Here is a 13,208-nt window from a genome sequence, read left to right on the forward strand (position 1 = left end):
CGTGCCCGCCGCGTCCGCTCCCGGGACGGCGGGCATCGTCGTATGTTGATCGTCATGGCGACCGGCACGCTCCTTCCCAACTCCCGTACGGAACCCGACGGTTCGGCGGTCATCCGAGTCCTGAGCTACAACATCCGCTCGATGCGGGACGACACGGCCGCGTTGGCCGCGGTCATCTCCGCCTGCGCGCCCGACCTGGTCCTCGTCCAGGAGGCCCCGCGCTTCTTCCGCTGGCGCAAGAAGCTCGCCCGGCTCGCGGCGGCCTCCGGTCAGGTGGTCCTCACCGGCGGCGCCACCGCCGCGGGCCCCGCGATCCTCTGCTCGCTGCGGGCCACCGTCGAGCGCACGCAGGACGTCCTCCTGCCCCTCACCCCCGGCCTCCACCGGCGCGGCCTCGCCACCGCCGTGGTCCGGTTCGGCGGCGCCCGCCTCGGAGTGATCAGCGGCCATCTGAGCCTGGACGGGAAGGAGCGGTACGCGCAGGCCGGTCTGCTCCTCGACCGCCTCGCCGGTCTGGGCGTGGAGCACGCCGTCGCGGGCGGCGACCTCAACGAGGGCCCCGACGGCCCCGCCTTCCGGCTGCTCTCCGGCACCCTTCAGGACTGCCGGGCCGTCACCCCCTGGGGCGGCGAGGAGACCTGGCGCCACAGCGAGCCGCACCGCCGTATCGACGCGATCTTCGCCACGAAGGGCATCGGCGTGCTCGGCTGCGGGGTGCCTCTGGCGCAGCCCGGCGTCACCCGCTCCGACCTGATCGCGGCCACGGACCACCTCCCGGTCCTGGCCGCCCTCAGAGTCCCGGCGGGCTGAGCCGTCGGCACCTGTACACCCGTACCAAGGTCAGACGACCGCGCCCCGCCCCGGGTCGTCGTCCTCGTCGTCGTCCGTGCGCATCCGCATCACCAGCGTGGCGAAGCCGCCGAGGAAGCCGCCGATGCCCAGTGTGGTCAGCCACCACGTCATGTCCCAGCCCAGCAGCACCGCCAGCAGGAGCAGCAGCGGGCCGCCGACGACGCCGAGCCAGCCGAACTTGGCGGTGGTGTCGGCGGTCGGCAGCGGGGGCGGTTCGGGCGGGACGAAGTGGCCCTCGTCGTCTTCGTCGAAGTCGTCGTCGGAGGGCCGCGCGGTCGTGTAGTCGCGCGGGCCGCCGCCGACGCCGGGGGCGAAGGTGATCGAGCTGCCCAGGGGCCTCACCGGCGGCGGACCGGCGGGGCCGTCCCCCTCGCCCTCGCCGTCCGCCGACGTGTCCTTCGCCGGGCCCTGCGCCGTGTCGTCGGGGTCCTCGGCGACCGTCTCCGGCAGCGCGAGATCCTCCACCGACCTGAAGGGCCTCGCGCCCGGCGGGTCCGGCGGCTCCTCGCCGTACCCGGCGACGATGGCCTGCCAGGCGGCGTCCTCGTCGAAGGGCACGCCCTGCTCGTCCGGCTCGCGACCCTCGCGGTCCGAGTCGTGCTCAGCCAACTGCGGCCGTCCCTTCCTTGCCGTCCTTGCCGTCCTTGCCGACACCGTCCTTGCCCGCACCGTCCTTGCCGGCACCGGGCGCGAGCCGGCCGATGAACGCGAGGCTCTCCTCGAAGATCCGGTCCGCATCCTTGTCCAACGTCGCCACGTGGTAGCTCTGTTCCAGCACGATCTCGGTGACGTCCGTGGACGACACCCGGCTCAGCACCCGGGCCGAGTCGGCGGCCGGGACGACATGGTCCTGCGCGCTGCGCAGCAGCAGCAGCGGCTGGGTGACCTGGGGCAGCTCGCCGTCCAGCCGGCGCAGGAACTGCCGCAGCGAGTGCGCCGCGTGCAGCGGCACCCGGTCGTAGCCCACCTCGGCCGCGCCCTCCTGGGCGATGTCGCTGGCGATGCCCTTCGTCGTGCGCACGAGATGCCGGGCCACCGGAAGGGCGTACGCCGACAGGCCGTGCACCTTGTTCGCCGGGTTGACGACCACCGCGCCCGTGACCCGCGCGCCGTGCCGGGCGGCGAGCCGCAGGGCCAGCGCGCCGCCCATCGACAGGCCGAGGACGAACACCCGGGAGCAGCGCTCGGAGAGGACGCGCAGCTCGCGGTCCACCTCCGCGTACCAGTCCTGCCAGGTGGTGACCGCCATGTCCTCCCAGCGGGTGCCGTGGCCGGGCAGCAGCGGCAGGGACACGGTCAGGCCGTGGGCCGCGTGGTGCTCCGCCCAGGGGCGCAGCGACTGGGGCGAGCCGGTGAAGCCGTGGCAGAGGAGGACGCCCACCTCCCCGCCCTCGTGGCGGTACGGCTCAGCTCCGGGGAGAACCGGCACCTTCGACTCTCCTGTCCTTGGGACGGTGCTCCGGCGGCCCGACGGCCGGCAGAGGCGTGCGGAAAGAAATGCGTGGATGTGCTTCACCGTACGCGACCGCACTGACACCGACCAGGGTCGTCGGGCTCATTGACGGTCCTCCGGGTTAAGGTCTGTTCGACGGAAACGGGAGGCACACGGGTGTTGTACGGCACGATGAAGGTCGCCATCGGCGGGCCGCTGAAGGTCGCCTTCAGGCCCTGGGTGGAGGGACTGGAGAACATCCCGGCCGAGGGTCCGGCGATTCTGGCGAGCAATCACCTGTCGTTCTCGGACTCGTTCTTCCTGCCCGCGGTGCTGGACCGCAAGGTCACCTTCATCGCGAAGGCCGAGTACTTCACCACCCCGGGCGTGAAGGGCCGGCTGACGGCGGCCTTCTTCAAGGGCGTCGGACAGCTCCCGGTGGACCGCTCCGGGGCGCGCGGCGCCGGCGAGGCCGCGATCAGGAGCGGCATCGAGGTGCTGGAGCGCGGCGAGCTGTTCGGCATCTACCCCGAGGGCACCCGCTCGCCCGACGGCCGGCTCTACCGGGGCAAGCCCGGCGGCCTCGCGCGCGTGGCGCTCGCCACCGGCGCGCCGGTGATTCCCGTGGCGATGATCGACACGGAGAAGATCCAGCCGCCCGGCAAGGTGATGCCGAAGCTCATGCGCCCCGGCATCCGCATCGGCAAGCCGCTGGACTTCGGCCGCTACGCCGGCATGGAGCACGACCGCTTCGTCCTGCGCGCCCTGACCGACGAGGTCATGTACGAGATCATGAAGCTCTCCGGCCAGGAGTACGTCGACATGTACGCGACCGCCGCCAAGCGGCAGATCGCGGACGCGGCGAAGTCGGCCAAGGAGGCGGAGAAGGCCATGGAGGCCGGGAAGAAGGAAGAGGCCCAGGAGGCCTGAGAGAGGGGCTTGGGGGGACCGGGGGAGATGCCGAAGCGCGAGCGCGTCCTGCGGATGTCGGTCGAGCTGCCGCTGTGGCGTGCGCTCGCCGGCTACCGCGTCCTGACCCTGCTCTACGCCATCGGCCTGTGCGTCACCCGGTACGACCTCTACGTGCGCCCCTGGGTCGCCGTCGGCTACTTCGCCGTCCTGTTCGTCTGGACCCTCGCCACGTTGCCGTGCGTGCGCAACGCGGCGAGCTGCACCACGCCCTTCCTGGCCGCCGACCTGGTCATCGCCCTCACCGGCGTCCTGATCACCCCGCTCGCCGACAGCCACCAGCGGATCGCGGGCGGCCCCACGCTGCCGTCGATATGGACCGCGGGCGCGGTGCTGGCCTTCGCGATCAGGGGCGGCTGGCGCTGGGCAGCCGTCGCCGCCACGCCGGTCGCGCTGGCCAATCTGGCCGAACGCGGCCATCCCGCCCGGGACACGGTGCACAGTCTCATCCTCCTGTGGGTCTCCTGCCTCGCCATCGGCTACGTCGTCGAGGTCGCCCGCGCCTCCGAGCGCACCCTCGCGCGCGCCCTGGAGATCGAGGCCGCGACCCGCGAGCGGGAGCGGCTGGCCCGCGACATCCACGACGGCGTGCTCCAGGTGCTGGCGATGGTCAAGCGCCGGGGCACGGCCCTCGGCGGCGAGGCGGCCGAGCTGGGCCGGCTGGCCGGGGAGCAGGAGGTGGCGCTGCGCACGCTGGTCTCGGGCGGGCTGGTGCCGGTGTCCCGGGTGTCGGAGGACGCGGCCGCCGGGGCCGTCGTACGGATGGTGGAGGAGCCGGAGGACGAGGGGGCGGGCCATGACGTCGATCTGCGTTCCCTGCTCGCCCCCTACGCGTGCGGCCGGGTCAGCCTCGCCGAGCCCGGCGCCCCGGTGCCGCTGCCGCCCCCGGCGGCCCGGGAACTGGCCGCGGCGGTCGGCGCCGCCCTGGACAACGTGCGCTGGCACGTGGGCGAGGACGCCCGGGCCTGGATCCTGGTCGAGGACGAGCCGGACGAGATCGTCGTGACCGTCCGGGACGACGGCCCCGGCATCCCCGAGGGCCGGCTCGCGCAGGCCGAGAGCGAGGGGCGGCTCGGGGTCGCCCAGTCGATCCGCGGCCGGCTCCGCGATCTCGGCGGCAGCGCCGAGCTCCTCTCCGTCCCCGGGCAGGGCACGGAGGTCGAACTGAAGGTGCCGAAAACACCGAAAACACCGAAGAACGCGGAGGCAGGGCGTCGATGAGCGAGCAGCGGGACCCGATCAGGGTCATGGTGGTGGACGACCACCCCATGTGGCGCGACGCGGTCGCCCGTGACCTGGCCGAGTCCGGCTTCGAGGTCGTGGCCACCGCCGGGGACGGCGAGCAGGCGGTGCGCCGCGCCAGGGCCGCCGCGCCCGACGTCCTCGTCCTGGACCTCAACCTGCCGGCCAAGCCCGGCGTCCAGGTGTGCAAGGAACTGGTCGGCCACAACCCGGCGTTGCGCGTCCTCGTGCTGTCCGCGAGCGGTGAGCACGCCGACGTCCTGGAGGCCGTGAAGTCCGGGGCCACCGGCTATCTGCTGAAGTCGGCCTCCACCGGGGAACTGCTGGACGCCGTGCGCCGCACCGCCGTCGGCGACCCGGTGTTCACGCCGGGCCTCGCCGGACTGGTCCTCGGCGAGTACCGCCGCCTCGCCTCCGAACCGGCCCCCGCCCAGGGCGCCGACGAGCCCGGCGCACCCCGGCTGACCGACCGGGAGACCGAGGTGCTGCGCCTCGTCGCCAAGGGCCTGAGCTACAAGCAGATCGCCGAACGCCTCGTCATCTCCCACCGCACGGTGCAGAACCACGTCCAGAACACCCTCGGCAAGCTTCAGCTGCACAACCGGGTCGAACTGGTGCGGTACGCCATCGAGCGCGGCCTCGACGACGAGTAAGCCCCCCTTTCCGCGCCCCGGAATCACCCGTCCCGCCCCTCCCGGTGTGACCTGGGTCACCGTTAGCGTGACCAAATGTCAGGAAACCGTGGCGAAGGGACTTTTCCATGCGGGTCGGAGTACTGACCGGAGGCGGTGACTGCCCCGGGCTCAACGCCGTCATCCGGGGCATCGTCCGCAAGGGCGTGCAGGAGTACGGCTATGACTTCACCGGCTTCCGGGACGGCTGGCGGGGCCCACTCGAAGGCCGCGCCGTCCGCCTCGACATCCCCACGGTGCGCGGCATCCTGCCCCGGGGCGGCACCATCCTCGGCTCCTCGCGCACCAATCCCCTGAAGGCGGAGGACGGGATCCGCCGGATCAAGGACAACATGACCAAACTGGACGTCCAGGCCCTCATCGCGATCGGCGGCGAGGACACCCTGGGCGTCGCGGCCCGGCTGTCCGGCGAGTACGGGGTGCCCTGCGTCGGGGTGCCCAAGACGATCGACAACGACCTGTCGGCCACCGACTACACCTTCGGCTTCGACACCGCCGTCAACATCGCCACCGAGGCCATCGACCGGCTGCACACCACCGCCGAGTCCCATATGCGGGTCCTGGTCGTGGAGGTGATGGGCCGGCACGCCGGCTGGATCGCCCTGCACTCGGGCCTGGCCGGCGGCGCCAACGTCATCCTCATCCCCGAGCAGCGCTTCGACGTCGACCAGGTCTGCGCCTGGGTGACCTCCCGCTTCCGGGCGTCGTACGCCCCCATCGTGGTCGTCGCCGAGGGCGCCATGCCCAGGGACGGCGACATGGTGCTCAAGGACGGCTCGCTCGACTCCTTCGGGCACGTGCGGCTCTCCGGGGTCGGCGAGTGGCTGGCCAAGGAGATCGAGCGGCGCACCGGAAAGGAGGCCCGGACCACGGTCCTCGGCCACGTCCAGCGCGGCGGCACGCCGAGCGCCTTCGACCGCTGGCTCGCCACCCGCTTCGGCCTGCACGCCATCGACTGCGTCCACGACGGCGACTACGGCATGATGGTCGCCCTGCGGGCCACCGACATCGTCCGCGTCCCGCTGGCCGAGGCCACCGCCAGGCTGAAGACGGTGGACCCGAAGCTGTACACGGAGGTGGGGGTCTTCTTCGGCTGAGCGAGAGCTCGTCCTCAGCGCCGGTCGGCACAGGGCAGCCCGTCCGGCGTTCGGGGACGGGCCCCGCCGATCAACTCCCGCACGATCGCCGCCCCGTTCAGGCTGAGCACCGACTCCGGGTGGAACTGCACGCCCGCGAAGCCCGGTCCCCGTACGGCATGCACCTCGCCGTTCCCGGCCCGGCTCACCTCGATGCCGTGCGCGGCCAGCTCCCGGGCCGCCTCGTCGTCGCAGCGGGCGACGAAGCTGTTGTAGAAGCCGACCGTCTCCGCACGCCCGAACAGGTCCACGGCCGTCTGCGCCCCCTGGTACGGCACCTCCTTGCGCACGATGTCCAGGCCCAGCTCGGCCGAGATCAACTCGTGCCCGAGGCAGACGCCGAGCACCCCGTGCCGGTGCTCCCGCAGCACGGCCGCCGTCAGCTCCCGCAGGAACCGCATCTTCGGGTCGGCAGGGTCGGCCGGGTCGCCGGGGCCGGGGCCCAGCACGAGGGGACCCTCGTGCGCGAGCGCCGCCGCCCGCAGCCCCGGCTCGTCGTAGCGCCGGACGGTCACCTCCAGTCCGCCCGAGCGCAGCACGTGCGCCAGCATCGCCGTGAAGGTGTCCTCGGCGTCCACGACCAGGGCGTGCCGGTCGAGCGAGGGCAGCCGCTCCTGCATCCGCAGCCAGAACGGGGCCAGCGAGGACCGCCGTCCGTCCAGCGCGGCCCGCACCCGCGGATCGTCGGCGAGCCGGGGCGACTCCCGCTCCGCGCGCGGCCGGGCCGGCCGCACCCCGAGCGCCGCCAGCACGCCCGCCGCCTTCGCGTGGGTCTCCGCGACCTCGCTCGCCGGATCCGAACCGCGCACCAGCGTCGCGCCGACCCCGACCCGCAGCCGGCCGGCCGCGTCGATGTCGGCCGTGCGGATCAGGATGGGGGAGTCCAGGGTCTGCGCGCCCCCGGAATCCCGGCCGAGCAGCGCCAGCGCACCGGCGTAGTAGCCCCGGCCGCCCGGCTCGTACCGCTCGATGACCCGGCAGGCGTTCTGCACCGGCGAGCCGGTCACGGTCGCCGCGAACATCGTCTCCTTCAGCACCTCCCGCGCGTCCAGCGACGACTTCCCGCGCAACTCGTACTCGGTGTGCGCGAGATGGGCCATCTCCTTCAGCCGCGGTCCGACGACGACCCCGCCCATGTCGCCGACGGTGCACATCATCTTCAGCTCCTCGTCGACGACCATCGACAGCTCCTCGATCTCCTTGCCGTCGGCGAGGAAGGAGAGGAGACGCTCCGGGGTCGGGCCCTCGGCGGGATAGCGGTACGTCCCGCTGATCGGGTTCATCACGACCGTCCCGCCGGACATCCGCACGTGCACCTCGGGGCTGGCCCCGACCAGCGTGCGGTCCCCGGTGTGCACCACGAACGTCCAGTACGCGCCCCGCTCGCCCGCGAGCAGCCGGTGGAACAGCGCCAGCGCGTCCGCGCGCCCGAAGCCCGGGATCCCGCCCCCGTACGTCCGCCGGATCACGAAGTTGGCGCCCTCGCCCCGGCCGATCTCCTCGGCCAGCACCCGCCCGACGATCCCGGCGTACTCCTCGTCCTCGATGTCGAACCCGCCGCCCTCGACCCGGACTTCGTGCCCGGGAAGCTGCTCCAGGGCCTGCTCCAGCGGGATCTCGTACGACTCCTCGGGGATCAGCACCAGCAGCGGGGTGGCGTCGTCGCGGACGTCGAAGCCGCGCTCGCGGATCTGCCGGAACGGGACCAGCGCCAGGCCCTCGTCGGGGAGGTCGGCCAGCCGGTCGCGGGCCGAGACGGGGCCCCGCAGCAGCTCGACCATGTCGTGGTCGCGGCCCGGTGCGCGGCGGCGCAGGAGGGCGAACGGTCGGTCGTCGTCCAGCAGTCGGGTCAGGTCCATGGCTCCTCGGTTCCTCGTGCGGTGGGAGGAACGGCCCGGCCCTGGAAACACCGAAGGCCGCCCCTCGGGCGGCCTTCGCGATGTCTGGGTACGCGCAGTCAGTGGGCCGCCGGATGAGCGGTCCACCACCAGTTCTGGTTCATGGGCGAGTGCGCGAACATGTCCCGCACCCTACCCGATCCGGCCAAGCCTTGGCGGGTTCATCCGTCCGACACCCGCTTCCCGGAGGCTGTGTCCGGCCCCGTGCGCGTACGGCGACCCGCTGCTTCACGCCGTCCCCACAGTGCCCTCACGCCCGGCGCGCCGACACTCCGCAAACGGAAGTAGGCCGAAAAAACCGGCAATTGAGCGTCATTTATTGACGCGTACACGATCCGACTTCCAGTCTTCCCCCGGACCGCTTTCGTCCCACGGGGGAGGAGAAAGTCATTTCCACACCACTGTCCTCACGGCCGCACCCGCGGCCGAGACGGCGCGCCGCACGGGCGCTGACCGTCCTGGCCGCCGCGGCGGCACTCGGCGCCGCACCGCTCGCCACCGCGCAGGCCGCCACCGCGCCGGACACGACCGGCGGCGGCACCACCGCGATCCACTACCGGGGGCACACGTTCACCGTCCCCGCCGACTGGAAAGTCGTCGACCTCGGCAAGAACCCGGCCGCCTGCGTCCGCTTCGACCGGCACACCGTGTACCTCGGCACCCCGGGCGCCCGGCAGAACTGCCCCGCCGACGTGACCGGCCGCACCGAGGCGCTGCTCGTCCGGCCCTCGAACACCACCAAGGCCGCCGTCACCGAGAACCCCACCTCACGGACGTACAGCGCGACCGCCGCCGGCATCACCGTCACGGCCGGCTACGGCGGTGACCGTGCCGGGATCGAGCGGGTGCTCCGCAGCGCCGGGCTGCCGGTGGCCTCGGCGCGGACCGCGGCGCCGTCCGCCGCGCCGGCCGCGCTCGCCGTACCGGCCGACGCGACCTCGTACCAGGGCACCGGCTTCGACGCCTGCGACGCCCCGAGCCAGGCGGCGATGAACGCCTGGAAGGGCTCCTCCGGCTACGGCGCCGTCGGCGTCTACATCGGCGGCGAGAACCGCGGCTGCTCCCAGGCGAACCTCGACGCCCAGTGGGTGCAGACCCAGTACACGAACGGGTGGCGCTTCCTGCCGATCTACGTCGGCAAGCAGGCCACCGCCGACGCGGGCAGCTGCGGCGGGAGCTGCACGGTCATCACCGACCCGGCCCCGCAGGGCAGCGCGGCCGCCGACGACGCGGTCGCTCAGGCGAAGGCGCTGGGGCTCGGCGCGGGCTCGGTGCTCTACGAGAACATGGAGAACTACCCGCCCGGCGGCGACAACACCTCCCGGGTGCTCGCCTACCTCGACGCCTGGACCAAGCGGCTGCACGATCTGGGCTACCGCTCCGGCGCGTACGGCGGCGGGGCGTCCCTGACCCCCGACCTCGTCGCGGCGGCCGGGAAGATCACCCTGCCCGACGTGATCGACACCGCCCGCTGGGACGACCGGGCGACGACCGACGACCCGGCGATCCCGGCGGGCCTCTGGGCCGACCACCAGCGCGTCCACCAGTACGCGGGTGATCTGACCGAGAGCCACGGCGGCGCCACGATCGGCATCGACCGCGACTTCATCGACGTGGGAACCGGTGGCACGCCTCCGCCGCCCCCGCAGAAGAAGACGACCAAGCTCGCCTACACCGGCCCGAAGACCGTCTCCGACGGCTCCCCGGCCACCCTGTCCGCGACCCTCACCACCGACGCCGGCGCGCCCGTGGCCGGCAAGAAGGTGAGCCTCGCGCTCGGCGCCCAGACCTGCGACGGCACGACGGACGCCCAGGGCGCGGCGACGTGCACCATCGCCTCGGTCGACGCCCCGCTGAACGCCGACGCGACCGTCCCGGTCAAGGCGTCCTTCGCCGGCGACGACGGCTACCTGCCCGCCGAGACCACCGACACCGTGCGGCTCCAGTACGTCACCGGGCGGGCCTACGGCCTGTCGGCCGACGTCTCGCTGCTCGGCCTGCCGGTGGTGTCCGTCCCGCCGACGCCCGACACGGGCACCGTGCGCACCGCGGGCGCGAGCAGTACGGCCCCGCCCTGCACGGCCGACGTCAACACGCTCGTGCTCACCTCGAAGACGCTGTGCGCCCGGGTCGACACCAAGGCCGGACCCAGCGGCGCCACCTCCACGGCGTCCCTGGAGGAGACCACGGTCGGCCTGCCGGGCCTCCCCGTCCTCAAGGTGTCCGGGATCAAGGCCGTCTCGACCAGCACCTGCGGCGCGGTGTCGGGCAGCACGGACCTCACGCTCACCGTGGCCGGTGTCCCGGTCAAGCTCGACGGCAGCGTGAACGAGTCCGTCGATCTCGGTGTCGTGGGCGCCAAGCTCGTGGTGAACGAGCAGGTCAGGACGGCGGACGGCGGCCTCACGGTCGACGCCGTGCACCTGACCGCCCCCGGGGTGGACGTGGTCGTCGCGTCCAGCACCTCGGCGGCGCACAACTGCGGCTGACCGCCGCCGGGAACGGGCCCCCGTGCGCGGGGGCCCGTTTTCCACATCCGGGCGGGACGCGTCTCACTTGATGAGCGAATGAGGGGGTCGGTGACCGCACCCCGTAAGGTATAGAGGGTGACCGTGAACGCTAAGACCAGCGCGAGCGCTGGCAACACCTGGCGAGACCTGCCCGCGGCGCAGCAGCCCGAGTACCCCGACCTTGAGGCTCTGCGCGCAGTGATCGCGGACCTCGAGTCGTATCCGCCGCTCGTCTTCGCGGGCGAGTGCGACCAGCTGCGCGCCCGGATGGCGGCCGTCGCCAAGGGAGAGGCGTTCCTCCTCCAGGGCGGCGACTGCGCCGAGGCCTTCGACGCGGTGTCCGCGGACCACATCCGCAACAAGCTGAAGACGCTGCTCCAGATGGGTGCCGTCCTCACCTACGCGGCCGCCGTGCCCGTGGTGAAGGTCGGCCGGATCGCGGGGCAGTACTCCAAGCCGCGCTCCAAGCCGACCGAGACCCGCGACGGCGTGACCCTCCCGGTGTACCGGGGCGACTCCGTCAACGGCTTCGCCTTCACGCCGGAGTCCCGGATCCCGGACCCCGAGCGGCTGAAGCGCATGTACAACGCCTCGGCGTCCACGCTGAACCTGGTGCGTGCCTTCACCACCGGCGGTTACGCGGACCTGCGCCAGGTGCACGCCTGGAACCAGGACTTCGTGCGGACCTCGCCGTCGGGCCAGCGCTACGAGCAGCTCGCGCGGGAGATCGACAGCGCGCTGAACTTCATGCGGGCCTGCGGCACGGACCCGGAGGAGTTCAAGACCGTCGAGCTGTTCTCCTCGCACGAGGCGCTGCTGCTGGACTACGAGTCCGCCCTCACCCGGGTCGACTCCCGCACCGGCAAGCTGTACGACGTCTCGGGGCACATGGTCTGGGTCGGTGAGCGCACCCGCCAGCTGGACGGGGCGCACATCGAGTTCGCCTCGCGGATCAGCAACCCGATCGGCATCAAGCTCGGCCCGACGACGACGGCCGAGGACGCGCTGAAGTACATCGACCGTCTCGACCCCGAGCGGGAGCCGGGCCGGCTGACCTTCATCGTCCGCATGGGTGCCGACAAGATCCGTGACAAGCTCCCCGAGCTGGTCGAGAAGGTCACGGCGTCCGGTGCGACGGTGGCCTGGGTGACCGACCCGATGCACGGCAACACCTTCGAGGCGGCCTCCGGGCACAAGACCCGCCGCTTCGACGACGTGCTCGACGAGGTCAAGGGCTTCTTCGAGGTCCACAAGGGCCTCGGTACCCACCCGGGCGGCATCCACGTGGAGCTGACCGGCGACGACGTCACCGAGTGCGTGGGCGGCGGCGACGAGATCTTCGTCGACGACCTGCACCAGCGCTACGAGACGGCCTGCGACCCGCGGCTGAACCGCAGCCAGTCGCTCGACCTGGCCTTCCTGGTCGCGGAGATGTACCGGAACCAGTGACCGGCCTGCCGACAGGCCCGGGACGATCTGGGGCGCGGATCACATACGATCCGCGCCCCTTCCCACTTTTGCGGACCCTGCCCGACGGGTAAGGTTAGGTTTGCCTCACCGGTCAAGGGGACGGCGGCAATACGGAAATCCCGGCGGGAGGTGAATCCGCGTGTACGTGTGCAGCTGCTTCGGCATCACCGAGGAGCAGGTCAAGCAGCACGCGCAGGGCGGTGCCTGCACCCCCCGCCAGATAGCCTCCGCCTGCAAGGCGGGCACGGACTGCGGCTCGTGCGTCCGCCGTATCCAGGCCCTCCTCGGCCGCGGCGCCTGCCCCCGCCGCGAGCTCGCCGACCAGGGCAGGCCGGTGCTGGCCGAGCTGCCGCCGACGCCCGGGATCGCGGAAGCGGCCTAGCTCTCCGGCTGCTCGATGACCTGCGCGATGTAGAGCGCCTCGCCGAGCTTCTCCACCAGCTCCAGCTGGGTGTCGAGGTAGTCGATGTGGTTCTCCTCGTCGGCGAGGATGTCCTCGAAGATGTTCGCGGACGTGATGTCGCCCTTCTCGCGCATGACCTTGATGCCGCGCTTGAGCCGGTCGATCGCCTCCACCTCGATCTGCCGGTCCGCCTCGAACATCTCCTTCACGCTCTGCCCGACACGGACGTGGAACAGCCGCTGGTAGTTCGGCAGCCCCTCCAGGAACAGGATCCGGTCGGTCAGCACCTCCGCGTGCTTCATCTCGTCGAACGACTCGTGCCGGGTGTACTTGGCGAGCTTGTACCAGCCGAAGTTCTCCTGCATCTTCGCGTGCAGGAAGTACTGGTTGATCGCGGTCAGCTCGCCGGTGAGCTGCTCGTTGAGGAACTCGATGACCTCGGGGTCGCCCTGCATCGCAGCGGCTCCTTCCACGGGGGACGGGGGGAGGTGTGAGGCCGCATGATTGCATCGGCAACGAAGATCGTCCAGTAAGTGGACGCTTAGTAAGTTCGCCCTGACTTGACGCTCGATGTCCGGTTCGTGGGGAACGGCGGAGGGATGGT

13 protein-coding genes are annotated in these 13,208 nt (G+C 72.2%); 8 read left to right on the top strand and 5 right to left on the bottom strand.

Annotated elements, in window-relative coordinates; translation table 11 throughout:
* The first annotated feature begins 54 nt into the window (after positions 1 to 54).
* Positions 55 to 810, top strand: coding sequence for an endonuclease/exonuclease/phosphatase family protein (locus ACZ4MF_RS01860; RefSeq protein WP_467488850.1), 756 nt, complete (start codon positions 55 to 57; stop codon positions 808 to 810).
* A 30-nt stretch (positions 811 to 840) separates the two neighbouring features.
* Here the strand turns inward: ACZ4MF_RS01860 and ACZ4MF_RS01865 are convergent, their stop codons facing one another.
* Positions 841 to 1,461, bottom strand: coding sequence for a hypothetical protein (locus ACZ4MF_RS01865; RefSeq protein ID WP_467488852.1), 621 nt, complete (start codon positions 1,459 to 1,461; stop codon positions 841 to 843).
* A complete protein-coding gene (locus ACZ4MF_RS01870) occupies positions 1,454 to 2,281 on the bottom strand; it encodes an alpha/beta hydrolase (RefSeq protein WP_467488854.1) in 828 nt (275 codons plus the stop codon). Before ACZ4MF_RS01870 ends, ACZ4MF_RS01865 begins: the two co-directional genes overlap by 8 nt.
* A 183-nt stretch (positions 2,282 to 2,464) precedes the next feature.
* Here ACZ4MF_RS01870 and ACZ4MF_RS01875 point away from each other — a divergent pair, with 183 nt between their 5' ends.
* The 4 genes from ACZ4MF_RS01875 (at position 2,465) to ACZ4MF_RS01890 (ending at position 6,284) form a co-directional block, all read left to right on the top strand.
* Complete coding sequence (locus tag ACZ4MF_RS01875; protein WP_356021346.1) at positions 2,465 to 3,214, top strand: lysophospholipid acyltransferase family protein; 750 nt, start codon at positions 2,465 to 2,467, stop codon at positions 3,212 to 3,214.
* 27 nt (positions 3,215 to 3,241) lie between these two features.
* Positions 3,242 to 4,474 (top strand): MacS family sensor histidine kinase, encoded by a 1,233-nt coding sequence (macS, locus tag ACZ4MF_RS01880; protein WP_467488856.1) that lies wholly within the window; start codon positions 3,242 to 3,244, stop codon positions 4,472 to 4,474.
* Positions 4,471 to 5,148 carry a response regulator transcription factor gene (locus ACZ4MF_RS01885; protein WP_356020934.1) on the top strand — a complete coding sequence of 226 codons (678 nt, stop codon included), beginning with the start codon at positions 4,471 to 4,473 and terminating at the stop codon, positions 5,146 to 5,148. The genes macS and ACZ4MF_RS01885 overlap by 4 nt, the downstream gene beginning before the upstream one ends.
* Positions 5,149 to 5,255: 107 nt before the next feature.
* Positions 5,256 to 6,284, top strand: a complete 1,029-nt coding sequence (locus tag ACZ4MF_RS01890; protein WP_467488858.1) for a 6-phosphofructokinase — start codon at positions 5,256 to 5,258, stop codon at positions 6,282 to 6,284.
* Between the two features lie 14 nt (positions 6,285 to 6,298).
* Here the strand turns inward: ACZ4MF_RS01890 and ACZ4MF_RS01895 are convergent, their stop codons facing one another.
* Positions 6,299 to 8,182, bottom strand: coding sequence for an anthranilate synthase family protein (locus ACZ4MF_RS01895; RefSeq protein ID WP_467488860.1), 1,884 nt, complete (start codon positions 8,180 to 8,182; stop codon positions 6,299 to 6,301).
* Between the two features lie 98 nt (positions 8,183 to 8,280).
* Positions 8,281 to 8,343, bottom strand: coding sequence for a trp operon leader peptide (locus ACZ4MF_RS01900; protein ID WP_356021349.1), 63 nt, complete (start codon positions 8,341 to 8,343; stop codon positions 8,281 to 8,283).
* A gap of 525 nt (positions 8,344 to 8,868) precedes the next feature.
* Between ACZ4MF_RS01900 and ACZ4MF_RS01905 the strand changes: the two genes are divergently transcribed.
* The 3 genes from ACZ4MF_RS01905 (at position 8,869) to ACZ4MF_RS01915 (ending at position 12,583) form a co-directional block, all read left to right on the top strand.
* On the top strand, positions 8,869 to 10,710 hold the full coding sequence (locus ACZ4MF_RS01905; RefSeq protein ID WP_467488862.1) for a choice-of-anchor P family protein: 1,842 nt from the start codon (positions 8,869 to 8,871) through the stop codon (positions 10,708 to 10,710).
* Positions 10,711 to 10,827: 117 nt separating this feature from the next.
* The gene (locus tag ACZ4MF_RS01910) at positions 10,828 to 12,180 is read left to right on the top strand and encodes a class II 3-deoxy-7-phosphoheptulonate synthase (protein ID WP_467488864.1); all 1,353 of its coding nucleotides are present in this window, start codon (positions 10,828 to 10,830) and stop codon (positions 12,178 to 12,180) included.
* A 160-nt stretch (positions 12,181 to 12,340) separates the two neighbouring features.
* The gene (locus tag ACZ4MF_RS01915; protein ID WP_467488866.1) at positions 12,341 to 12,583 is read left to right on the top strand and encodes a (2Fe-2S)-binding protein; all 243 of its coding nucleotides are present in this window, start codon (positions 12,341 to 12,343) and stop codon (positions 12,581 to 12,583) included.
* Here the strand turns inward: ACZ4MF_RS01915 and bfr are convergent.
* Positions 12,580 to 13,059, bottom strand: coding sequence for a bacterioferritin (gene bfr, locus ACZ4MF_RS01920; RefSeq protein WP_467488868.1), 480 nt, complete (start codon positions 13,057 to 13,059; stop codon positions 12,580 to 12,582). The two genes, ACZ4MF_RS01915 and bfr, sit on opposite strands and share 4 nt — an antisense overlap.
* Positions 13,060 to 13,208 lie beyond the last annotated feature (149 nt).

This window comes from Streptomyces sp. NPDC025793, assembly GCF_055558375.1.

What these genes read in the sequence shown, in the direction of transcription:
- ACZ4MF_RS01860 (WP_467488850.1), top strand. Translation starts at nt 55, where the DNA reads ATGGCGACCGGCACGCTCCTTCCCAACTCCCGTACGGAACCCGACGGT.
- macS (WP_467488856.1), top strand. Translation starts at nt 3,242, where the DNA reads ATGCCGAAGCGCGAGCGCGTCCTGCGGATGTCGGTCGAGCTGCCGCTG.
- ACZ4MF_RS01885 (WP_356020934.1), top strand. Translation starts at nt 4,471, where the DNA reads ATGAGCGAGCAGCGGGACCCGATCAGGGTCATGGTGGTGGACGACCAC.
- ACZ4MF_RS01890 (WP_467488858.1), top strand. Translation starts at nt 5,256, where the DNA reads ATGCGGGTCGGAGTACTGACCGGAGGCGGTGACTGCCCCGGGCTCAAC.
- ACZ4MF_RS01895 (WP_467488860.1), bottom strand. Translation starts at nt 8,182, where the DNA reads ATGGACCTGACCCGACTGCTGGACGACGACCGACCGTTCGCCCTCCTG.
- bfr (WP_467488868.1), bottom strand. Translation starts at nt 13,059, where the DNA reads ATGCAGGGCGACCCCGAGGTCATCGAGTTCCTCAACGAGCAGCTCACC.